Genomic DNA, 23158 nt, shown 5'->3' on the forward strand with positions numbered 1-23158 from the left:
CACAATGAAAAAACTACGTATTGCTGGTTTGGCTTCCATCCTCGCTCTATCTGTAGGATTGGCCGCTTGTGGAAATGATTCAAAAGAAGGCAAGACCATCGGTGATGAAGTGGACTACAAAATCACCGGGATCGAGCCTGGAGCCGGTATCATGACGGCAACGAACAAAGCCCTGGAAGAGTACGATAATCTTAAAGACTACAAATTGGTCGAGTCTTCTTCAGCTGCAATGGCTGCAGAGCTTGATAAAGCCATCAAAAATGAAGATCCAATCATCGTGACCGGCTGGACTCCGCATTGGATGTTCGCCAAGTATGACCTGAAATATTTGAAAGACCCTAAAGGTGTGTACGGTGACGCTGAAAAAATCGAAACCTTCGCACGTAAAGGTTTGAAAGAAGATCAACCGAGCGCCTACACCGTGCTGGATCAGTTCAGCTGGACGAATGATGACATCGGTGAAGTCATGGTCGATATCCAAGAAGGTACCGATCCTGCCGAAGCTGCTGATAAATGGGTAAAAGACAACAAAGATAAAGTCGATGAATGGACAAAAGGTGCTGACAAAGTAAGCGGCGAAGACATCACCCTTTCTTATGTAGCATGGGATTCCGAAATCGCCAGCACGAATGTTGTGGCAAAAGTACTTGAGAGCATCGGATACAAAGTGAAGCTTGTTCAGCTGGATGCAGGTCCAATGTTCACGGCTGTAGCTGAAGGAAATGCAGATGCGACGGTATCCGGATGGTTGCCATTGACTCATAAAGACTACCTTGATAAATATGGTGATAAGATGGACCGTCTTGGACCAAACCTTGAAGGTGCAAAAACAGGTCTTGTCGTTCCTTCTTATGTAGAAGCCGACTCAATCGAAGATCTTAAATAATGAATGAAATGAAAGAGGATGCCTCCTGATAACGGGGGCATCCTCTTTTTTTATCCTTATAATTCCAATGTCATGAACCGGCTGTTCGGGTCATCGGTATATGATCCGAATGGTGGGCAGTAATGGAAGCCTGCGCGCTCATACAGGAGCTGAGCAGGACGAAAGGCATCCATGGAGCCTGTCTCAAGACTGAGCCGGCGATACCCCCGATTCTTTGCTTCCTGTATGATGTGTGAGAGAAGGGCGCCGGCCACGCCTTTCCGAAGGTGTCCGGGGTCGGTCTTCATGGATTTGATTTCACCGTGGGTGGGATCTAGTTCTTTCAAGGCTCCGCACCCGGCCAGGGATTCCTCTATCCAGGCACTCCAAACGGTAACATCCTCTCTCCTGAGCTTATCAATTCCCAACGCATGTACACTTTCCGGTGGGGACGTCTCATTCATGCTTGCTAGATGACTTGTAATCAATTCTTGAATGACCGCTCCCGATACATCATCTACTATGATTTTCACTTCATTTCCTCCTCAAGGCTTAACGTATCTCTTTGGATCAACCGATTGTTTCATGTGAAACGTTTTGCGTCATATCCAACACAGATGCAATGGGCTATCACCATTTTATGAAAAATAAGAAGAAGTTTCCATAGAAGGAATATTAATTGGATATTATACCATTTATAATCCAAAAGAATCACTTTTATTTTCATGATTAGGCTTAAATACCTACAAATATAAGTGTAATTCTATTCAAACTCCATGAGGATGGCCGATAGTTATAGGGTAGAATCCACGGAGGTGTAAATGTGTTTATTATCAAAAAAGAAAATGTATCCCCCATGTTGATGGAAACGGCCCAGCGCCTTCATATACCCGTTATTGATGAAGAGTGCGAAGGACCATTGGAACTGGACGAGCATTCCAGAGTACTGACGAATTCCGAGGCATGCCTTCAGCGTCTGAATGAATGGGCGCCTCATCATCCTTTCACCCGGATTTCCCAGATGGTCAAACAAAAGGCAACGTTCAGAGCGATGTTGTCCGATCTATTCCCGGACTACTATTTCCAACTGGTATCCCTGCAAGAATTACGCTCCATGTCAAAAGAGATCCTGCCATTCCCCCTCGTCATCAAGCCGAATAAAGGCTATTCAAGTGTCGGGGTGAAGCTGGTTCAAGATCGCTCCGAATGGGATCGATCCGTTGCTGAGCTATATGGCGAGCTGACCCTGTCCAAGGGAGTCTACAGCGAGTCGGTCGTAGACCAGGACGAGATCATCATCGAGAAGTGGATTGACGGGGAGGAGTATGCAGTCGACTGCTACTTCGATCATGAAGGGAAACCGGTGATCCTGAACATCCTGAAGAGGATGTTTGCCTCTTCAACCGATACATCCGACCGTATGTACTATACGTCTACGTCCATCGTGGCAGAAGTATTCCATGAAGTGGAGGGATTCCTTCACAAACTTAGCGGGATGCTTGAAGTCAGTCACTACCCCTTCCACTTGGAGCTGCGCCGCAGTGAAGCCGGTATGATGGCAATTGAGTTGAACCCGCTCCGCTTTGCTGGAGCCGGTACGACGGATATCAGTACCCATGCATACGGCATCAATGGTGCAGAGGCTTATATGCTCAATGAACGTCCGGACTGGTCGGAAATCTTAAAGCGCACCGACGATCGCATCTATGGGTTCTGTTGCATAGAACTTCCTGTAGACATATTGAAACAGGACTTGCACAGCTTTGATCATGAAGCATTGAAAGAACGTTTCACGGATATCCTCGAATACCGGAACGTCGAATCATCTGATGATCAGATGCTTTCAGTGGTCTTTTTCAGAACGTCATCCATGGAAGAGGTTCACGATCTTCTGCACGTAGAGTTGAACCCGTATATCACCGAGAAGAAAGAGGGGGTACCGTCATGAAATCATTCAATCTGAATCCGAAGAAGTCACTGCAAGGCCAGATGTTCCTGAACTTCATGATTCCATTTGCAATCATCGGACTGGCGCTGTTCATTTTCGTGAAATCCATCACCGGATACATTATCGATGAACATGTGCTTCCGGAATTCGATCAGATCCTCGAGATGAATGGAGAGAATTTATCCGCGTTCACCGATGAAAACGTCGTGAATCAGGTGATAGCAGGCGAGGGTGGTGAATCCCAGCTCACAACATTCCTTGATGAGTACGCCAAGGGCAAGGAAGGCCTCGAGTACGTGTACGTGCTGACTCGGCAGAATGGGAAAGACTACATCGTCGGGATGAATGGATCGTCCGATGCCATGGTGGAATCTCCGTTCACGGATGATCAGGCACGTGCGTTTGAGGAGAAGAAATCCGTCCTTACCTCTATTTATACAGATAAATGGGGAAGTCATAAATCCTACTTCGTTCCGGTGGATGGATCTGATGCCATCATCGGCGTCGATATGAGCACGCAGTTCATAGATGACCTCATCACCACGATCAATCTTTTCCTCATCGGATTTGTGGTCATGGCCATCCTCATCGGCGGTGTCATTGCATACTTATTCGGACGCAACATGAATAAGCATATCCAGAAGCTTGTCCACTCCATGGATAAAATGGCCAGTGGAGATCTGACTGAAGAAATCACCACGTCGAGGCAAGACGAGATCGGGACCCTTTCCGATAAGTTCGAGCATATGCGCGGGAATCTTATCCGGATGATCGAAAGCGTGAAGACGAATGCAGACGCGATCGATGCCACAAGCGTTGATCTCGTGACAGGCTTCAGTGAGATGACCGAGGCTTCGGAACAAATCGCCACGGGAACGATGGAGGAAGCGCGGGCGAGCGAGAGCCGCTCACAGCATATTGAGCGGATCTCAGCCGGTACCACTTCCATGTCTGATGAAGTGAAGGCTTTGACAGAACAGACCGGACTCATCGACCAGTTCACACAGAGCACGAGCCAACGGGCAAAAGAAGGGTCCGATCAGATTGTGAGGATCACCGATCAAATCACACGGATCCAGAAGAACAGCCAGATCAGCCATGAACGATTGATGACCCTGGAAAATAAAATCGTCGCCATCAACCGGGATATTGACCTGATCAAGGACATTTCAGATCAAACCAATCTCCTCTCACTTAATGCTTCCATTGAAGCAGCCAGGGCGGGAGAAGCTGGAAAAGGGTTTGCCGTCGTGGCAGAAGAGGTTCAGAATCTGGCGCGCCTGACTGATTCCAATGTAAAAACCATTAATCAGGCCATCCAAGAGATCAACCAGCAGACAGCCGAAATGATGGATGCCAACAAAGAAGTCAATTCCGATATCGAAGACGGAGTGAATCTTGTAGCTACAAGCGGAGAGCTGTTTGAAACCATCTTCCACGGTGTCCAGGGCCTCTCCGATGAAGTGAGGAAAATGGTATCGAGCATGGATACCGTGCAATCAAACACAAAAGATTCCATTGAATCCATCCATGAAATCGCGGCGATCTCAGAGGAAGGGGTGGCGACGCTTCAGGAAATCGCCTCATCTTCCGAACAGCAGAATACAACGGTCCGAACCCTTCAAACGAAAAACAGTGAGCTGAAGACCATGGCCGACTCATTGAAGGAAGAAGTTCAAAGGTTCAAAGTGTAGGAAAACAATAAAAAGGAAACCCAAGAATGAAAGAAACTCATTCTTGGGTTTTTTCGTTTGACGTCAGCGGTCATTCAATGCAGCGAAAAAGGATCCAATTCTATCAAACGTATCAGATGTCCTTTCCATCAGCCATTCCTTCATCTCTTCGCGGTCCTTCAAGTGGGTCTGGTCAAGGATGTTAGAGAGGAAGGCCTTCTTTACTGCGTCTATTGCCGGCTGGATGTCATCTCCGTTGCGGATTCCTTCAAAAAAAGTTATGTACGTCTGTACAAGCTCATCCTTTAGGATGCGATCTGATTTCCCCAGGCGGTTGGTGATGCGCACTTCTTTTTCCTGTTCAAGCGTGAGACGTACATCAGGTACAGTGATTGATGCCCGTGCTTGGAAGAATCGCTCTTCCAAGGAACTGTGATGTTCGACGACCGTACGATTATGCTTCGCGTATCCATCGATGAGGTCTTTGAATCCTGCCTGAGCGTCACCTGTCAGGAACTTCTCGCTGAATCGATTCAATGCTGAAAGGGAAGCGGCATATTCCAGATGCGCTTCAAATGAATCCAACTCCCTGGTGAGTCCGCCGGCAAGATCGATTCCGCCGGCGTGCAGGCTGTCCAATCCATCCGTGATCCGCTTTAAATGCTCTTCCATGTCTGCGACTTCTTCTCGTGGTTTCCCATCAAATCCCCCCTGTTCATGAAGGTATTGAGTGAAGATCAGCCATTGATCCTTTGGCTTGTAGGAGAATGGATCATCGGGGTCAATGGTGGTCTTGGAATAAAGGTCCTCCATCCTGATCTTCTCTGCATCGGCAAACGTTCTCCACTCATGGGAAAGGGTAACAGTATATGCCTTGTCTTCTTTTGGAATCGTTACGGGGTCCTTTGGAAAAGCAGGTGCAAATCCATTCTGGTTCAGATCCTTTGGGGCGCCCATCAATGCCCCGGTATACGAAAAATCGATCTTCATATTCCTCCACCTCAATCACATATTTTATTCCTGTTACTGTCATTATCGGAATAAGTAGGATGATGTGAAGGGCGGGTTTGGAACTGGCGTTAGTGGGCCGCCAGTTCTTGAAGGATGGAGGATCTCCTGAGTTGCCACAGAGGGAAGAGGACCGCCGCCATACCGAGGAAGGGGGAGAGGATCAAACAACCCCCAGTGAATGCCCACGACATGACAAATGAATGATGGTCCAGGGCAGACAAGAGAAGCTGAAGCAGGATGGTTCCGTAAAGGGAGCCCAGGATGCCGCCTGCCGATGTAATGAGGACTCCTTCGGTCAGGATCAAGCGTGAAATCTTCCTGAACGATATCCCTAACGCCCTCATCGTCGCGATTTCCCTTCTTCGTTCCTTCAGGCTTCCTGTCATGTTGTTCATCAATCCGATCAAGGCCAATAGGCATATGAGGGAAATGGTAATCCCCAGAAAAGTGGTCCTTTGGAGGAATTGATGCTGCAAGAGCTCCAGTTCCTCGCCCTTATCCAACGAAATCGCCTCAGATGTTCCTTCATTTTGAACAAACGTTTGAATACGTGCTTCATGCTCCTCCTTTTTGGAGGAATTGGTAAGGGTGTAGTGGATTTCATCCAAGCTGACCGGTCCCATGTTCGCTTCCATCCAACTCGGTGAGGTGTAGAAGGAGAAATCCTCCCGATCGCCGAAAGGGAATGCCTGTATGATACCGGTTACCTTTAAGTCTACTGTTTCATATCCTTTCTTCCATTTACCTGAGCCATAGTCGTAGCTTGATTCTCTTACCATGGAGATGGAATCTCCAACCAGGAGGCCAAGTTTTTCCGACATAAAGGAAGTGATGACTACCCCTCCCTCATTGAAATCGGTCATCTTGATTTCCTCTGCTGAAATCATAAGGGGAAACGCCTGTTGAAGCACCTTCCAGTCCACGGGTTGAAGTGAGGTGAGCAATTCAGGCTTACCGTCTACATCAATCGTACTCATATCAGTGCCGTGCATCTTCCATCCATCGGTAATCATGAGCTCTCCTTTATAAATAGGCACGGCAGAGACCCCGTCAAGCTCTTGGATATCGTGGAATAATTCTGGACTGAATCCATCTTGATCCAATCCTGTATTCGACTGAAGGATATGATCGAGTGGATAACGATCCATGATGCTCTTCATTGTATCCTGCTTGACGGTACCGAGCACCCCCGTACCAACGATTCCGATCGAGCAGGCAAGCATCGCAACGGCCGCAATCTGGACGCTTCGTCGCGCCTGCCTTAGGGTGCTGCGCCTCGCCAGGGATGCCCCATTGCGGATCAGGGGTGCAAGAAGGGAGCTCAATGCACGGATGGTCCAGCTGAAAAGGGCAGGCAGTAGGAGTCCAGTCCCGATTGTAAGGAGGACTGCTGAGGCAAGATGTCCCTTTGCTCCCCCTGATAAGAGTGCCGTTATCAGGGCGAAGGCGATGGCCACAGCCCCCAGCAAGTTCCTGACCCAACCGCCCTTGTGACCATGAATGCTCGCCTCACGGTATGCATGAAGCGGACGTTCGCGGCTGGCAAGGACGGCTGGGAGACAGCTGCCCGCTACAGTGACCATCATCCCTCCGACCAGACTCAGGAGGGCAAACGACGGATCGAATGTGAGCCCGGTAATGGTTAGTCCGCTCATGCGGGCCAGGAAGCCTTGCAGCATGAAGGCGAGACCTGCGCCAATGCCGATTCCGAGCAAGCCCGATACAAGCGCGAGGATGGTGGCCTCGGTCATGACCAGCCATACGATCTGACGCCTTTTCGATCCGAGCAGGCGAAGGGTGGCGATTTCTTTCTTCCGTTCCTGGATCGACATCTGCAGGGTGCTGATGAGGAGAAGTGTACTCCCCAGCGTCACGGCGGCACCCAGTCCCTGGACGAGAGGTTTCAGTCCGCCAAGCTGGCTGCGTTCGGTATCCTTTGCAGCCTGCCGGTCGATATATAAATCCGGATCAATCTCATTCAGCTTCCGGAGGACAGCCTCCTTCTCTCTCCAATCACTGAGGTCGAGCATGACGGTCGTTGTATGACCTGATTGTCCGGTTGCATCTGCAAGCCATTTCCGCTCGAACAAAAAAATAAAGTTGGTATGCTCGCTCTTGGCAAGGATCCCTGACACCCGTACGGTCCGGTCTTTACCCGGGGGAAACGGAAGGGTCAATTCTGAGCCGATGGAAAGATGATGTGATTTGGCCCAGCTGTATGGAATCGCAATCTCCCGGTTCCCCGGCAGCGTGCCCGAAGAAAGCTTCCCCAAGGGGTGCTCACTGGTCAACGGCACGCGATCCACACCGATGTACATGGGCTGGAGCTGGGTGACGGACTGGTACGGATGATCGTCCCCGATGTAGGGATAGAGAAACGAACTTGTGCGGGACACCTCCTGATAGGATTGGATGTCTTTCACCTGTTCATCCGTCAGGAACGATGAAGCGGTTTGATAGCCTGCGATGATTTCATATCGGCCATATTTCTCTTCGGCAAAACCTTCATTGGCGACCTCCAGGGACGTCATCAGGATGTTGGTGGCAAACAGCAGGGCGAATCCGAGTGAGATCCCTATGATGGATAAAATGGTCCGGCTCTTCCGGGAGAGCAGGAAGCGAATGGCTAAACGAAGGGCTGTCATCATAGGGAGAACCTCTCGATTTCCTGATTGAGAAGGGCCGTTTTCTCCATGATGGAGTGTTTTCCTGAAAGGCGCGTGTCGTTTATAAGTACCCCGTCGCGAAGGAAGATGACCCGATGGGAGTGGGCGGCAACCTGAGCATCATGGGTGACCATGATGAGGGTGTGACCGAGCTCTTCGGTAAACGCTCGCAGAAGCTGCAGGATCTCCTTTCCGGTTTTTGAATCCAGGCTTCCGGTCGGTTCATCGGCGAGGATGATCTTAGGCTCTGTCACCAGGGCCCTCGCAATCGCCACCCGCTGCTGTTGTCCACCCGAGAGCTCGGAGGGGAACGAACCGGCAAGGTGGGAAATGCCGAGATGATCCAATAGATCCATGGCCCTTTTCTTTATGCCTTTCCTCTTTGAAGCCAGATCTGAAGGAAGGGTGACATTCTCCAGAACCGTAAGAACCGGGATCAGGTTGAAGAACTGGAAGATGAATCCGATGTGATCCCTTCTCAGTTCGGTGAGGGCACCGTCTCTCAATGAGTGGACAGGCTGCCCGTTCAGGTGGATGGTCCCCCTGGTCGGTTGATCGAGTCCGGCCATCATATTCAACAGGGTCGATTTCCCTGAACCGCTTGTCCCCATGATGGCAAGGAACTCACCCTTTTCTACGTTCATCGTCAGATCCTTCAGGGCATGGAAGGCGTTGGAGCCCTGCCCGTATACTTTTTCAAGATGATTGATGTGCAAGATGGTCATATCATTTCCTCCTCTATGACCGTATCGTACAGAAGGGACCTCAACTCCCCATCGGGAAAGTATCAAGAAACTATAAAGTTTATCCAAGGATGGGATTGATATAATAAAAGAAAAACAGATGGGAACGAAACAGATGAGTAGACGAATATTGATCGTAGATGATGAAAAAGAGATCGCAGACCTTTTGGAAGACTTTCTTATGGTGGAAGGATTCGATGTCTCGAAGGCCTTCAACGCAAAGGAAGCAAGGGAGCACCTTGAAAGGGAAGAGATTTTTCTTGTTTTGCTGGATATCATGATGCCGGACGATTCAGGCTTTACCCTTTGCAAGGAGATCCGCCGGACATCGTCCATCCCCATTCTCTTCCTGAGTGCCTTGGATGATGATACAAGTAAGATCAGGGGACTCAGCATCGGGGCGGATGATTATATTGTCAAAAATGCTTCCCCCGGAGAAATCGTGGCACGAGTCAAGGCAGTGGAGCGGAGGATCGGTCCCACCCTTTCTTCGACCTTGTCCTATGCAGGTGTCTCGCTCCATACTGATTCACGTACATTCCAGGTCGGAAACGAACGGGTGAACCTGACGGGGAAGGAGTACGAGCTCATGCATCTATTCCTTGAGGGACCCAATCAGGTTTACACCTACGAACAGATCCTGGAGAGGATCTGGGGGTATGAAGGAGGGGACTACCACACCGTCAGGGTCCACGTTGCCAAACTAAGGGAGAAGGTTCAGGAAAAGACGTCACGCTTCCAGATTTCAACGGTATGGGGCGTCGGGTACAAAGCGGAGGAGCTGATCCATGCGTAAGGAGGCCCTTTCGATTAAACAATGGCTTCTGCTCTTCCTGCTTCTCTTCATGGTTCTCCCTTTATTGGTGACAAGGGGCGTCGTATACCTTTATGAGGATTGGCATGCGTCAGAGGCCGAATCGTTCCTTCCGAGCCTGGAGCCTTGGGTGAACGAAGACGTCCTCTCAAAGTCTGACCTGTGGAAGGAAATCGGGTGGCAAGAAGAGATGGAGATGGAAGCTAAGGAGAAAGAAGTCGAACTGAAGATCTTTGACGGTGAGGACAAACTCTTATTCTCTAACATGAAGCAAGGGGGGAGCCAGGGCCCATCCTTTCTTGAGGAATATCCGCTGATGGATGGTCAGGAACGGCAAGGAACGGTCTACGTCAAAGATATGAGGAGTCCCGTCAAGCCGGATCAACCTTCTTGGCTTGGTTATCTCGTTAATGAATGGGGTGGCGGGTTCATCTTTCTTGCGGTATTCGCCCTCATTCTTCTTATCGGTTCACGCTTCATCAGGAAGAAGATCCTCTTGCCCGTAAAAGAACTGAAGGAGGCAGCGGAACTCATCAGCACGAGGCAGTTCCATTCGCAGCTGCCCACGACCCCGGTCAAGGAACTGAATGACCTGTCACGGTCCATCTCCGTCATGCAAATGAAACTGGAGGAATCCACGACCCGTCAGGCTCAGATGGAGGAGGAAAGAAAGATGTTCATCTCCTCTATCATCCATGATCTCCGGACCCCGCTTTTCTCGATCAGGGGATACTTGGAAGGCATTCTAAAGGGAGTGGCCGATACGCCGGAGAAGAGGATGAACTATGTCGACATCAGCTATCGGAAGGCAAACGTCCTCAATCAGCTTATTGACGAGCTCCATACGTATACGAAGATGAATTTGCTCGATGCCAAGCTCTCTCTTCAACAGGTGGATATGGGCCTCCTGACAGAGGAACTTGTGATCAGTCTCATGCCTTTGGCGAAGGAGAAAGCTCAGGTATTATCGATAAGATCTGAAGGGGATTTTGTAGCCGATGCAGATCCTTTTCTCTTTTCACGTGCTCTTGAAAACATCATCGGCAATGCCATCCGGTACACGCCGTCACGAGGGGAAGTGGCGGTGACTGTAAAAGCATCCAGCATTGCTGTGGAAGACAACGGGGAAGGCATACCTCCTCACGAAATCCACTCCATCTTTCAGCCCTTATATCGCGGGGAACATTCCCGTAACAGGGAGACAGGGGGAAGCGGACTCGGACTCGCCATAGCCAAGCAAATCGTGGAACGCCATGGCGGACAGATCGAGGTGGAGAGCTGTATGGGGAAAGGATCGACATTCATTATCCAATTATAGATAAAAAAGCGCTTACAAGTACAAAGGGTCAGAATTTTATAAATAAAAGGTTGATTTTTCCTGGAAACCATATTAGTATAAATTTTATTAATCCGATGAATTTAATATGAATTAGCGGAGCTGATCGGACAAACCGAAGGCCCTATTACCCTTTCAAGGGGGTAGTAGGGTCTTTTTTTGCAGCGTCAAGCTTTTATCATGTAAAGCGTCAAAGAAGGGGAGAGGAATATGGGATTTCAATTTGATCATTTGGTCCATTTCGTCAAAAGTCCTGAAGAGACTCGGGAAGAAGTCATTCGCGCCGGGATCCATGCAGTCGAAGGAGGAAGGCACGAAAACCACGGTACGTACAATGCCCTCGGATATTTTGGGTTGAGCTACATCGAATGGATCGGTGTATTCGATCAAGGTCTGGCAGAGTCTGCCTCAGCGGTTCCTTACAGTCTGCGCGAAACGTTCCGGCATGACGGATACAAGGAAGGATTGTCGAGGGTCGCATTGAGGTCGAAAGATTTGGAGCAGGATGCGGAACGTTTCAGAGAACTCGGTCTTGATGTACATGGACCGAATCCGATGAGCAGGAAACGTCCTGATGGGAGCGTCGTGAGTTGGAAGCTGCTGCATGTAGGAGATCCGGAAGGGGGACCTGAACTGCCCTTTTTCATTCAATGGGAAGAAGGAGATGAGGAGCGGCAGCGTGACCTCGAAGAGCGAGGTGTCATCTCTGCGCATCCCGGGGGGGAACTGACGCTCGAAGCTGTCGGGTTCGCCGTGAAGAATCTCGGGGCAGTCTCACGCTGGGCCGACATTCTGGACCTTCCCATAACAGAGGAGTTCCAAGACGAGTCTTTGCAGGCAAAGGGGAAAGGCCTGAAGTTGCAAGGTGGCAACCTCGTATTCTATACACCAACCGGGAAAGGCATCGTACAGAACGTGCTCGACGTACGGGGAGAAAAGCCGTTTCAGGTACTGTTTGAAGGAAGTGAATCCCGAACACAAAGCATTCGCGAAGGCGATTATCGATTCAAGGTAAAGGAGGAAGCCAAATGAAAAAGTACAGTGTCATCGCCATCATGATCTCGATCTTTCTCCTGTTAGCAGGATGCAGCGGTTCATCATCGAGTGCGGAGAAGAAGGACTCGAAGGTGATCAAGATCGGGTATCAAAAAGGAAATACGATCAACATCTTGAAAGAAAGCGGGTTCCTGGAAGAAGCCCTGAAGGAAGAAGGATACAAAGTAGAGTGGAAGCTCTTCACCCATGGAGGAACCCTTCTCGAAGGAATCTACTCCAATGCCATCGACTTTGGTCATGCGGCAGATGGATCGGGCATCTTTGCCCAGGCTTCAGGTAAACCCCTTGTGTATGTAGGGGCGGATGCCCCCAATCCGGAAGGTGTCGGGCTCATGGTCCGGACCGACTCTGGAATCAATTCCATAGAAGAGCTTAAAGGCAAAAAGGTTGGGGTATTGAAGGGCGGAAACCATCACTATCTTGCCATTCTAGCCCTTGAATCCGTCGGACTGACGGCAGATGACGTTCAATGGGTATACCCGGAAGATGCGGCGCAGGGCCGTTCTCTCATTGAGACGAAGCAGGTGGATGCCCTTGCTTCCTATGACCCGTTCTTTGCCGGTATCGAAACCGAACTGGACGTGAAGACCCTGACGGAAAATAAGGATTATGATTACCCTAATCGCACATTCTACTATTCTACTCCCGAATTCGCCGAAGACCATCCGGAGCTCGTGGACACCATCATAAAAGCCATCGACAAATCCGATCAGTGGGCGAACGATAACAAAGACGAAGTAACAGATCTTCTTTCCAAAGCGCTCGGAATCGATGAGAGCATCATTTCCAAAGCGGTTGAACGCCGAACATACGGTGCCACGGGCATTACACAGGAAATCATCGATGCCCAGCAGAGGCAGGCAGATAAATACTACGAAATCGGCTTGATTCCAAAAGAACTGGATGTATCAAAAGATATGCCGATCAAGTAAGGAAGGATGATAGGTTTGAAGAAGAATAATTGGTTCCATTCCGTCCAGCCGTGGATCATCCCGATCCTTCTCTTGGCCCTATGGGAGCTTGTGTCATCACTTGAAATTGTCTCCCCGTCCCTTTTCCCGTCCCCTGTTGCCGTAGTAGTGAGCGGATGGGAGCTTGCGGTATCGGGAGAACTCTCCACACATATACTCGCAAGCCTGTCGCGTGCGGCCATCGGAATGCTGATCGGCGGTGTGATCGGGTTCGTCCTTGGCATCCTGAATGGACTGTCGGATGTTTCCTTCCGCCTGACGGATACAACCATCCAAATGATCCGGAATATCCCCCATCTTGCCCTGTTGCCCCTAGTGATTGTATGGCTCGGGATCGATGAAAGCGCGAAGATCTTCCTAGTGATCCTTGGGGTGATGTTCCCTGTTTATATCAACACGTATCATGGCATCCGGACCGTGGATCCGAACTTTATCGAGATGGGCAGGATGTATAACCTGAAGGGCTGGCAGTTGTTCAAACATATCCTTTTCCCTTGGGCTCTCCCATCCATCTTTGTAGGCCTCCGCTATGCCCTAGGCGTGATGTGGCTTACATTGATTGTGGCAGAAACCATACCGACGGAGCAGGGGATCGGCTATCTGGCAACGAACGCACGGGAGTTCATGCAGACAGATATTATCATCCTGAGCATCGTCATCTACGCCCTTCTCGGAAAACTGGCCGACATCGTCGCTCAAGTCGGCGAAAAGAAGGCACTGAAGTGGAACGAAAGCTATGTGAAATCATAGAAAGGAGGGAGTCTTATGTCCAATCTGGAAACAAAACGCAACAGCCAGCCGGTCCGGATCGACCTGGTCGGTGCCGGTAAACAATTCGGCGATAAGGAAGTGTTGAAAAACATAGAGCTCACGGTGGAGAAAAATGAATTCGTAGCCATTATCGGAAAGAGCGGTAGCGGAAAGAGTACGCTGCTCCGCCTGGTGGCCGGACTTGAATCATTGTCCGATGGTGAACTGCTTTTCAACGGGAAGCCTGCGGGTGAAGATGCGTCCAAGATCACGATGATGTATCAGGATTCCAGGCTACTTCCATGGAAGACGGTCATCCAGAACGTCGGTCTCGGCCTGAAAGGGGACTGGAAGGCCAGGGCGGAAAGCGTACTTGAGGCCGTTGGGCTCCTGTCCTACAAAGACCAATGGCCATCCAAGCTTTCCGGAGGACAGAAGCAACGTGTTGCCTTGGCCCGCGCCCTTATCCATGAACCGTCCCTCCTTCTATTGGATGAACCGCTCAGTGCCCTCGACGCCTTCACGAAGCTTGAGATGCAGAACCTCGTGGAGACAATCTGGCAGGGGGTAGGATTCACTGCGCTCCTGGTCACGCATGATGTACGGGAAGCCATCCGCCTCGCAGATCGGATCGTTCTGATCGAGGACGGGCGAATCGCGTTGAATGTTCCGGTCAACGCTGCAAGACCAAGGCAGGTCTCATCACCGGAACTCGTCGCCTTGGAGGAAAGGGTGCTGTCTGCCATCATGAAAGAAGCACCGCCCGTACAAGAAAAGAAGTTCAAGACCATCTGAAAAGACGCCGTCGCTCCCCCAGTGGAGCGGCGGCTTTTGTATATAAAAGCATAAATCCAAAGAAAAATGTATGCCAAATCCGATAAAAGTAAAGGAAACCAATCACAACCTGAGGTAGAATAGAAGAAGATTGATAGAGAAGATGGAGGTAATGAGACATGCTAGGTGCAATTGAAGCTGGCGGTACGAAGTTTGTCTGTGCTGTAGGCGATGAACAGGGAACCATCATCGACAGGGTCCAGATCCCGACGACCCTTCCAGAAGAAACGATTCCGAAGGTCATTGAGTTTTTCAGAAAACATCCCGTCAAGGCGATCGGCATCGGATCATTCGGACCGATTGACGTGAATAGAGAAAGCGCTTCATACGGAAATGTCACATCCACGCCTAAGGTCGGGTGGAAGGACTATCCGTTCGTTCAAGCGATCAAGGAAGCCATTCCCGTTCCGGTCGGATTCAATACGGATGTAAACGCCGCAGCCCTTGGGGAGGCAACATTCGGCGCAGCCAAAGGCCTCGACAGCTGCCTTTATATCACGGTCGGCACGGGTATCGGTGCCGGTGCCGTCGTCCAAGGGAAACTCCTCCAGGGACTCTCCCATCCTGAAATGGGCCATATCCTCATTCGCCGTCATGAAGATGATGCATATGAAGGCAAATGCCCGTATCATAAGGATTGTCTTGAAGGACTGGCAGCAGGTCCGGCCATCGAAGCAAGATGGGGTGTCAAAGGCGACCAGCTCGTAGACAAAGGGGAAGTATGGGAGATGGAAGGCTACTATATCGCCCAGGCCCTCATGCAATATATCGTCATCATCTCACCGAAGAAGATCATCCTAGGTGGGGGCGTGATGAAGCAGAAGCAAATCTTCCCGATCATTTACAAGCATCTGGAGAAGATGATTAATGGATACGTCGATCTTCCGCCGCTTGAAGACTATATCGTCTCACCAGGTCTTGGAGATAATGCCGGTATTACCGGGTCGCTCATGCTTGCACATGAAGCATATGAAGATGAAATCAACAGGGAAACAACACAGGTATAAGTGTATATGGGAGCAGGCTGGTCTTTTGGGATCAGCCTTTTTTTTATATCAATGACAGATATGGGGTTCCTCCCGGTATTGAGGAGGTGGTGATGGAGAAGGTTCCGTTCCTCTGCGCTGTAGGCCCTTGCTTTCCACGGGGAGGAAGTCGAGCCTCCCCAGCTGCGCCGCTTGCGGGGTCTCGAACATCCCTCTATTCCCGTAGGAGTCAAGTGCCTTCCTCTCCGATTCACTCTGTGGGTTAGAGGAGTTCCGGTGGAATTCTTCAAGGAAGGAGAGACGATCATGAGTGCTTCCTGGTATAGAGGAAATGGCAATGTGGAAGAGTCCGTTCCTCTGCGCTGCGGGCCCTTGCTTTCCACGGGGAGTGAGTCGAGCCTCCTCATTCTTGCGGGGTCTCGAACATCCCTCTATTCCCGTAGGAGTCAAGTGCCCTCCGCTCCGATCCACTCTGAGGGTTAGAAGAGTTTGATAGAAATTTCAAGTGGATGAGTCTATCATGGCAAGCATCCCTGAGCTAAAGAAATGTGATGTAGATAGGTCCGCTCCTCTGATTTGATCCACCATGTAGGTTGTAGGTTCAATATAGACAACTCGGACAAATCTAACCTATGAATCTAAGTTTCCGTTTCTTTCTCCCCATCAAACAAAAAAGAGTGAAGTGAAGCGGAGGGGGGCCGACTCCCGCGGGAAAAGTGGGCAGGTGAGACCCTGCAGGCGCAGCCGAAGCGGCTCACCGTCCACCCCGCAGGAAAGCGGCCACCCGCAGCGAAACGGAACGGTCTCCGTATAAATGATCCTTCATTTAATCAAGATTACAAAAATCTCCGAACACTAAGTCGAAAACAATTTTCAGAATTGTAAGCGTTTCTTATTGTGAAAATCCCAAACTTTGTTTATACTAAACTCATATATTTCTAAATAATAAATTAGATTTCCAAATAGGAAATCTTAAAGGTGCAGGTGGAGAACAATGAGAAAAATCGAAGTATTGAATGGAATCAAAGAATGCGGCGTCGTCGCCGTCGTCCGGGCAGACAGCAAAGAACAGGCCATCGTCATCTCCGACGCGTGCGTCAGCGGAGGAATCAAAGGAATCGAAGTCACCTTCACCGTGGACGGGGCCGCCGAAGTCATCAAAGAGCTTAGCTCCATCTACGAAGGAACCGATGTCCTCATCGGCGCAGGCACCGTCCTCGACGCCCAGACCGCTCGGATCGCCATCCTTGCAGGAGCCGACTTCGTCGTAAGCCCAAGCTTCGATGAAGCAACCGCCAAACTATGCAATCTGTATCAGGTGCCTTACATGCCGGGCTGCATGACCATCACTGAAATGAAGACCGCACTCGAGAGCGGAGTCGACATCATCAAGCTATTCCCGGGAAGTGCCTATGGTCCGGACTTCATCAAGGGCATCAAAGCTCCTCTTCCTCAGGTAAACATCATGCCGACCGGCGGGGTGAGCCTCGGAAATGTAGCAGAGTGGATCCGGAACGGCTGCGTGGCAGTCGGTGTAGGGGGAAGTCTCCTCGAGCCTGCCAAGACTGGGGACTTCGAGAAAATCACGGAGTACGCGAAAGAGTATATCCTGAAGGTCAAAGAAGCAAGGGGAGGATCGTATGAAGGTACTCACGTTCGGTGAAATCATGCTGCGATTATCCACCGGTGAAGGGGAGCGGCTGATCCGTGCAGGTTCCCTGCAGATGAACTACGGTGGGGCCGAGGCCAATGTCGCCGTTTCCCTTGCCCACTTCGGGCATGACGTCCACTATGTAAGTAAGATTCCGGCCCATCCCATCGGTGAGGCGGTCAAGCACCACCTCCGGTCCCATGGGGTGAGTACGGATTTGATCCTCCAGGGAGGGGATCGTCTCGGCACCTACTATCTGGAATCGGGTGTCGGGGAACGCAGTGCCAAGGTCATTTATGATCGCAAGTACTCAAGTTTTTCCCATTTGTCCACTGGTGAAATAAATTGGGATCACACCCTTGACGGCGTCGGTCTCCTCCATGTATCAGGGATCACCCTGGCCCTCTCAGAGGAACTCAGGACGATTACATTGCAAGCGCTTCAAAAAGCAAAAGAACGAGGAATCACGACAAGCTTCGACTTTAACTACCGGGCAAGTCTCTGGAGCCAACGAGAAGCCTCCCTTGCGTATAAGCCGCTGCTTCCATATGTGGATATCGCATTCTTCGGGGAACTGGATGCCGTACATCTCCTCGGTTTGGAGAGGAAAGATCCGGCACTTTCTCGTGAAGAGAGACTGCTTCAATATTACAAGGAAATGGAAAGGGAGTATCCGAATATCCGCCATATGGCGTCGACATTCAGGGATGTCAAGTCCTCCACCGTCAATGACCTGCAGGGTAACTATTATGCTCACGGCATGCTCCACCAATCGAAGCTCCATCATATCGATCCCATTGTGGATCGAGTCGGCGGGGGAGATGCCTTTGCTGCGGGGATCCTTCATGGCATCCTGAAGGGAAATGATCCGGACGGGATTGCCGCCTTTGCCACGGGAGCATCCGCACTGAAACATACCGTACGCGGAGATAGTAGCCTTTTCACCGAAGAAGAGGTTCGCCAGTTTATAGATAGCGGATCCGGCACCATCGTCAGATAGCATCGCAACCTACCATACTATGAAAATGAAGGAGAGATGAGTCATGGAAACACGTTATGCCAACCATCCCGAGGAAATCAAACGCTACAATACCGAGGAACTGCGGAAGCACTTTTTGAAAGAGACCCTGTTCGAAGCTGGTCAGGTTCACCTCACGTATACGCATGTGGATCGCATGATCTTCGGCGGTGTGACACCTGCCGATCAGGAGCTGACAATCAAGCTCGATAAGGAACTTGGAGTGAACTACTTCCTTGAGCGTCGCGAGCTCGGCATCATCAATATCGGCGGCGAAGGAAGCGTCATCCTTGATGGGGAAGAGTATTCCATGATCCGCTATGACGGACTGTACGTCGGGAAAGGGACGGAGCAGGTTCTCTTCCGTTCGAAGGATCCGAAGAATCCGGCAAAATTCTATATCAATTCAACTCCTGCCCACCACAAATATCCGACGGTGAAGATCGATATCAATGAAATCAAACCGCTTGAAATGGGTGAACAGGGGACCCTCAACGAACGGAAGATCCACCAGTATATCCATCCGAACGTATGCGAGAGCTGCCAGCTCCAAATGGGGCTCACGATGCTGTCGCCGGGAAGCGTATGGAACACGATGCCTTGCCACACGCATGAGCGCCGCATGGAAGTGTATTTGTACTTTGATATGGAGCCGGATACAAGGGTGTTCCATTTCATGGGTCAGCCGGATGAGACACGCCACCTTGTGATGAAGAACGAGCAGGCCGCGATTTCGCCGAGCTGGTCGATCCATACGGGTACGGCGACAAGCAACTACACGTTCATCTGGGGCATGTGTGGAGAAAACATCACCTATGATGACATGGACCATATCAAGATGGAAGACTTACGATAAGGGGTGGTTCCATGAACATCGGGATGAGAGCACACGATATCGAGAAGCGTCCGCTACCGGAACTCGTGGAGGAGCTTGGGAACAAGGGGGTAGCCTGCGTGCAGTTCGCCCTGGCGAAATCCCTTGATGTCCCGTCTCACCACGGGGCACTGAGCCCTGGTTTCGGAAGGTATGTGAAGAATGCATTCGACGCCCGCGGGATCCAGATCGCCGTCCTTGGATGCTACTTCAATATGATCGACCCCGATCATACGGAGAGACGAAAAGGAATGGGCCGGTTCAAGGAGCATATTCGCTATGCCCGGGACTTCGGCTGCAGCATCGTAGCGACGGAGACGGGGAACGTCCACTCCAAGATGGGGTATACGACGGATAATTTTCATGAAGCGCCTTTCCAGGATGTGGTGAGGAGCGTCAGGGAAATGGTGGCAGAAGCTGAGAAATTCGGCGTCATCGTCGGGATCGAGGCGGGTGTCAACCATCCGATCCATACGGTGGAGAAGATGAAACGGCTGCTCGATGCGGTCGATTCACATAATCTGCAGGTCGTCTTCGATCCCATGAACCTCATGACACTCGAGAATTATCAAGAGCAGGAGAAGGTGTTCGAAGAAGCGATGGAGGCATTCGGCCACAGGATTGCCATCTTCCACGCGAAGGATTTCAAGGTCGAGGATGGGGTCCTCAGTACGGCTCCGGTCGGGACCGGTTTGATGAATTATGACTGGCTCTTTGGTTGGTTGAAGGCAAACAAGCCCTACATCAATATCATCATGGAAGAAACGGTGGAGCCGTATATCGATGATAGTCTGGCATTTTTAAAGAATAAGTATGAGCAGGCCTAACAGAAAGGAAGAGGGATGAGCATGACAGGATTGTTTTCATTGGAAGGGAAAGTCGCCCTTGTCACGGGTGCGAGCCGTGGACTCGGTCAGGGTATGGCCGTCGGACTGGCGGAAGCAGGAGCCGTCGTCATCGGCGCAGGCATAAGTGCGATGAATGAAACGCGCGAGAAGATCGAAGGGCTTGGCGGGGTGTTCCATGAAGTGAAGGTCGATCTTTCAGAGAAGGGTGCTGCGTCCAAGCTGGCTGAGGAAGCCCTTGCCAAGGAAGGACGCATCGATATCCTCGTCAATAATTCAGGCATCATCCGTCGCGAGGATGCGGAGAATTTCCAGGATGAAGACTGGTTTGACGTCATCAATGTGAACCAGCATGCTGTGTTCCAGCTTTGTCGTGAAGTCGGCAAGCAGATGATCGAGAAAGGGAGCGGGAAGATCATCAATATCGCGTCCATGCTGTCGTTCCAGGGAGGCTTACGCGTCCCTGCATATACGGCAAGTAAGCATGCGGTAGCAGGATTGACGAAGTCATTTGCCAACGAGTGGGGCAAGAAGGGCGTCAATGTGAATGCCATAGCACCCGGTTACTTCGAGACGGATAACACGGCGCAGCTCCGCGGGAACGCTGAACGGAGTGCTTCGATTACGTCACGCATCCCTCAGGGGCGCTGGGGTCGTCCCGAAGATCTCAAGGGAGCCGCTGTCTTCCTTGCTTCAGATGCTTCCAATTACGTAAACGGACATATCCTCTGCGTCGATGGCGGATGGATGAGCTCATAATAGACGGAAAAGCCCAAGAATGGTTTCATTCTTGGGCTTTTATATGTTCATTATTCGAGATCGTTCAGAATATTGTTCCGGCACGTCTCGACTTCTTTGATCAGGTTCTGCAATACTTCGTCTGTTAGGCGATAGGTGGGAACACTGACGCTGATTGCCCCGACGTTCTTGCCGCCCGAGGTCGTGATGGCCGTCCCTACGCAAAATACTTCATTTTCGTGCTCACTATCGTCAAACGCATACCCCTGGGCACGCACCTTTTCAATTTCGTCGAAAAATCCTTCATGAGTGGTGATCGTATTGTCCGTCATCCTCACCATCTCGATGGAATTCAGGTAGCGCCTGATTTCCTCATCGCTCTGATCGGCAAGGATCGCTTTTCCCATGGCAGAGCAGTAGAGCGGGATGTTTTTCCCTACTTTGGAATACAGACAGACGGGGTTTTGACTTTCGATCTTTGCCACATAGACAACATGGATGTGGTCGAGTATCCCAAGGTGGACCGTTTCGTTCGTCCGCGCCTGGAACGCTTCGAGATGGGGCTGGGCAATCTGTTTGATATCGAGCTGACTCAGTGCCTTCAGCGCATACTTGATGATGGACGGCCCGAGGCTGAATCGCTTCAGCTCAGGATCCTTCTGTACATAGCCGATGAGAACCAGCGTATCAAGGATCTTGAGGGCAGTCGAGCTGGTCAGTCCCGTTTCTTTTGCAATGGATTGGAGGGACTGGGGACCATTGCTCGAAGACAGATGATCCAGAATGAGGGACGCCTTGATCAGCACGGTCCCGTAAGGTTTTTGAGTGGTCATGTTTTTCTCTCCTGTACCGCTTTTTATTAAGTATATCGAACAGATTATTGCTATACAAGACAATCGGTTTCCTATTTAGAAATAAAAAATAAATGTTTAATTGTTCGAAAAATTGTTGTAATTCTATCAGGCACGGAATATAATCAGTTTAAGTAAGCGCTTTCCCAAATATACTTACTAGAGTTACACACGGAATCAAGCGGCTTTTTGCCATCTTAAGGTAAAACGCTTACCTAATCTAAACAATGGGGTGTTAGTGTGAGAAAATGGAAGGTCAGTTTGCTTGTAGTCGTATCATTTGTACTTTTGTTCATGACGGCATGTTCAAACTCTGAGAAATCATCTTCGGATAAGAAGAAGCTTCAGTTCTTCGTTTCCGGTGATAATGTCGAAGGAGCTGCGCTTGCGACCATGTCGAAGAAGTATACGGAAGAAACAGGGGTGGAGATCGAAGTCGTGGATGTGCCGTTCAGTGATATGGCGACACGGATCACGAACATGGTACAGGCAGGGAATCCTCCTGCACTGGCACGTACGGCAGAATTCAATCCGATCTGGAGTGATTCACTGGCAGATCTCAGCTCTACAATGAAGGATAAAAACGTAAGGGAAGACCTTGCGATTAAAGATGACGGCAAGATCAAAGCCATTCCAATCGATTTCACGGCAGTCGGTCTATTCATCAATAAAGACCTGTTTGACGAAGCCGGAGTTAAGTACCCGACATCAGGTGATGATGTGTGGACATGGGATGAGTTTGTAAGCGCTTTAAAGACAGTGACTGAAAAAACGGATGCAAAATACGGGATGGTCATGGATCAATCCGAACACCGTCTGAGCACCTTGCTCTATCAGTTCGGAAGCAAAGGATTCTATGAGGAGAATGGAAAGTACACCACGAATCCTGAAACGAAAAAAGGCCTTGAATATTTCGTGAAGCTGAACGACGACAAAATCATGCCGAAAGCCGTTTGGGCTGCGGGTGAAGATCCATCTTCCATGTTCAAGAGCGGACAGGTGGCAGCATACTACTCAGGTGTATGGCAGGTAAAAGATTTCGAGAAGAACATCAAGAACTTCGAATGGGCAAGCGTCCAGATGCCGTATGAAACGGTCCGCTCCACGAACTTCGGTGGAAACTACATGGTGAAATTCGAAGGATCCGGAGTGGAGAAAGAAACGCAGAAATTCATCGACTGGCTTTACACGAAGGAAAACTATGAAGAGCTTGCAGGTCTCGGCGGATATCTTCCGGTTGTCGAGGGTGCAGAAGTGGACTACGGTGTAGGCGAAGCAGGAACACATGCGTATGAAGTATACAACGAAGAGATCAGCTCTACGGCCAAGGTGGCTGCAAAGTCAAAATCAGAACGCGATACGATGCAATTGACATCTGAAAAAATAGCCAATAACGTGCTCCGCGACAACATGATCAAGACGTTGAACGGCGAGCAATCCATCGATGACACCATCAAGACGGTAGAGCAAAGGTACACGGATGCGTATGTAAAGTAACATTAAAAACCGGCGCGGGAGTATGGTCCAT

General features: G+C 50.2%; 21 protein-coding genes. 16 read left to right on the top strand and 5 right to left on the bottom strand.

The genetic code is table 11. The features are described 5' to 3' along the window. Positions 1–4: 4 nt before the first annotated feature. Positions 5–886 (top strand): glycine betaine ABC transporter substrate-binding protein, encoded by an 882-nt coding sequence (locus ABJ225_RS19600; protein ID WP_048007302.1) that lies wholly within the window; start codon positions 5–7, stop codon positions 884–886. Positions 887–942: 56 nt separating this feature from the next. Here the strand turns inward: ABJ225_RS19600 and ABJ225_RS19605 are convergent, their stop codons facing one another. After that, positions 943–1398 (bottom strand): GNAT family N-acetyltransferase, encoded by a 456-nt coding sequence (locus tag ABJ225_RS19605; protein WP_159129097.1) that lies wholly within the window; start codon positions 1396–1398, stop codon positions 943–945. A gap of 290 nt (positions 1399–1688) precedes the next feature. Between ABJ225_RS19605 and ABJ225_RS19610 the strand changes: the two genes are divergently transcribed. Then, the gene (locus tag ABJ225_RS19610) at positions 1689–2813 is read left to right on the top strand and encodes an ATP-grasp domain-containing protein (RefSeq protein WP_048007300.1); all 1125 of its coding nucleotides are present in this window, start codon (positions 1689–1691) and stop codon (positions 2811–2813) included. Then, entirely contained in the window at positions 2810–4507 is a 1698-nt protein-coding gene (locus ABJ225_RS19615) for a methyl-accepting chemotaxis protein (protein ID WP_347321402.1), read from the top strand. Before ABJ225_RS19610 ends, ABJ225_RS19615 begins: the two co-directional genes overlap by 4 nt. Positions 4508–4570: 63 nt before the next feature. Here the strand turns inward: ABJ225_RS19615 and ABJ225_RS19620 are convergent, their stop codons facing one another. From ABJ225_RS19620 to ABJ225_RS19630, 3 genes are all read right to left on the bottom strand, one after another. Beyond that, positions 4571–5476: a hypothetical protein gene (locus tag ABJ225_RS19620; RefSeq protein ID WP_347321403.1), complete on the bottom strand. Its 906-nt coding sequence runs from the start codon at positions 5474–5476 to the stop codon at positions 4571–4573. Between the two features lie 89 nt (positions 5477–5565). Next, positions 5566–8145: an FtsX-like permease family protein gene (locus ABJ225_RS19625; protein WP_347321404.1), complete on the bottom strand. Its 2580-nt coding sequence runs from the start codon at positions 8143–8145 to the stop codon at positions 5566–5568. Next, the gene (locus ABJ225_RS19630; RefSeq protein WP_048014226.1) at positions 8142–8888 is read right to left on the bottom strand and encodes an ABC transporter ATP-binding protein; all 747 of its coding nucleotides are present in this window, start codon (positions 8886–8888) and stop codon (positions 8142–8144) included. The genes ABJ225_RS19625 and ABJ225_RS19630 overlap by 4 nt, the downstream gene beginning before the upstream one ends. Before the next feature lie 133 nt (positions 8889–9021). Between ABJ225_RS19630 and ABJ225_RS19635 the strand changes: the two genes are divergently transcribed. The 12 genes from ABJ225_RS19635 (at position 9022) to kduD (ending at position 20800) form a co-directional block, all read left to right on the top strand. Beyond that, complete coding sequence (locus tag ABJ225_RS19635) at positions 9022–9702, top strand: response regulator transcription factor (protein WP_252265613.1); 681 nt, start codon at positions 9022–9024, stop codon at positions 9700–9702. Beyond that, positions 9695–11038, top strand: coding sequence for a sensor histidine kinase (locus ABJ225_RS19640; protein ID WP_347321405.1), 1344 nt, complete (start codon positions 9695–9697; stop codon positions 11036–11038). Before ABJ225_RS19635 ends, ABJ225_RS19640 begins: the two co-directional genes overlap by 8 nt. A gap of 228 nt (positions 11039–11266) precedes the next feature. Continuing rightward, a complete protein-coding gene (locus ABJ225_RS19645; RefSeq protein WP_347321406.1) occupies positions 11267–12088 on the top strand; it encodes a VOC family protein in 822 nt (273 codons plus the stop codon). Further along, positions 12085–13044 (top strand): aliphatic sulfonate ABC transporter substrate-binding protein, encoded by a 960-nt coding sequence (locus ABJ225_RS19650; RefSeq protein ID WP_347321407.1) that lies wholly within the window; start codon positions 12085–12087, stop codon positions 13042–13044. Before ABJ225_RS19645 ends, ABJ225_RS19650 begins: the two co-directional genes overlap by 4 nt. 15 nt (positions 13045–13059) lie before the next feature. Next, positions 13060–13833, top strand: coding sequence for an ABC transporter permease subunit (locus ABJ225_RS19655; RefSeq protein WP_231888717.1), 774 nt, complete (start codon positions 13060–13062; stop codon positions 13831–13833). 15 nt (positions 13834–13848) lie between these two features. Then, the gene (locus tag ABJ225_RS19660; RefSeq protein WP_056541420.1) at positions 13849–14628 is read left to right on the top strand and encodes an ATP-binding cassette domain-containing protein; all 780 of its coding nucleotides are present in this window, start codon (positions 13849–13851) and stop codon (positions 14626–14628) included. A gap of 158 nt (positions 14629–14786) precedes the next feature. Then, the gene (locus ABJ225_RS19665; RefSeq protein WP_347321408.1) at positions 14787–15674 is read left to right on the top strand and encodes an ROK family protein; all 888 of its coding nucleotides are present in this window, start codon (positions 14787–14789) and stop codon (positions 15672–15674) included. Between the two features lie 973 nt (positions 15675–16647). Then, positions 16648–17316, top strand: coding sequence for a bifunctional 4-hydroxy-2-oxoglutarate aldolase/2-dehydro-3-deoxy-phosphogluconate aldolase (locus tag ABJ225_RS19670; RefSeq protein WP_048007289.1), 669 nt, complete (start codon positions 16648–16650; stop codon positions 17314–17316). Next, positions 17294–18304, top strand: coding sequence for a sugar kinase (locus ABJ225_RS19675; protein WP_347321409.1), 1011 nt, complete (start codon positions 17294–17296; stop codon positions 18302–18304). Before ABJ225_RS19670 ends, ABJ225_RS19675 begins: the two co-directional genes overlap by 23 nt. A 43-nt stretch (positions 18305–18347) precedes the next feature. Continuing rightward, positions 18348–19178, top strand: a complete 831-nt coding sequence (gene kduI / locus ABJ225_RS19680) for a 5-dehydro-4-deoxy-D-glucuronate isomerase (protein WP_048014006.1) — start codon at positions 18348–18350, stop codon at positions 19176–19178. 11 nt (positions 19179–19189) lie between these two features. Further along, positions 19190–20023, top strand: coding sequence for a sugar phosphate isomerase/epimerase family protein (locus ABJ225_RS19685; protein ID WP_347321410.1), 834 nt, complete (start codon positions 19190–19192; stop codon positions 20021–20023). Between the two features lie 21 nt (positions 20024–20044). Beyond that, positions 20045–20800 (top strand): 2-dehydro-3-deoxy-D-gluconate 5-dehydrogenase KduD, encoded by a 756-nt coding sequence (kduD, locus tag ABJ225_RS19690; protein WP_347321411.1) that lies wholly within the window; start codon positions 20045–20047, stop codon positions 20798–20800. A 50-nt stretch (positions 20801–20850) separates the two neighbouring features. Here the strand turns inward: kduD and ABJ225_RS19695 are convergent, their stop codons facing one another. Continuing rightward, complete coding sequence (locus ABJ225_RS19695) at positions 20851–21612, bottom strand: IclR family transcriptional regulator (RefSeq protein ID WP_056541439.1); 762 nt, start codon at positions 21610–21612, stop codon at positions 20851–20853. Between the two features lie 258 nt (positions 21613–21870). Here ABJ225_RS19695 and ABJ225_RS19700 point away from each other — a divergent pair, with 258 nt between their 5' ends. Then, on the top strand, positions 21871–23127 hold the full coding sequence (locus ABJ225_RS19700; RefSeq protein ID WP_347321412.1) for an ABC transporter substrate-binding protein: 1257 nt from the start codon (positions 21871–21873) through the stop codon (positions 23125–23127). Positions 23128–23158: the final 31 nt, after the last annotated feature.

Origin of the sequence: Rossellomorea sp. RS05, from assembly GCF_039822645.1 — a bacterium.
GTDB classification, from domain to species: domain Bacteria; phylum Bacillota; class Bacilli; order Bacillales; family Bacillaceae_B; genus Rossellomorea; species Rossellomorea marisflavi_B.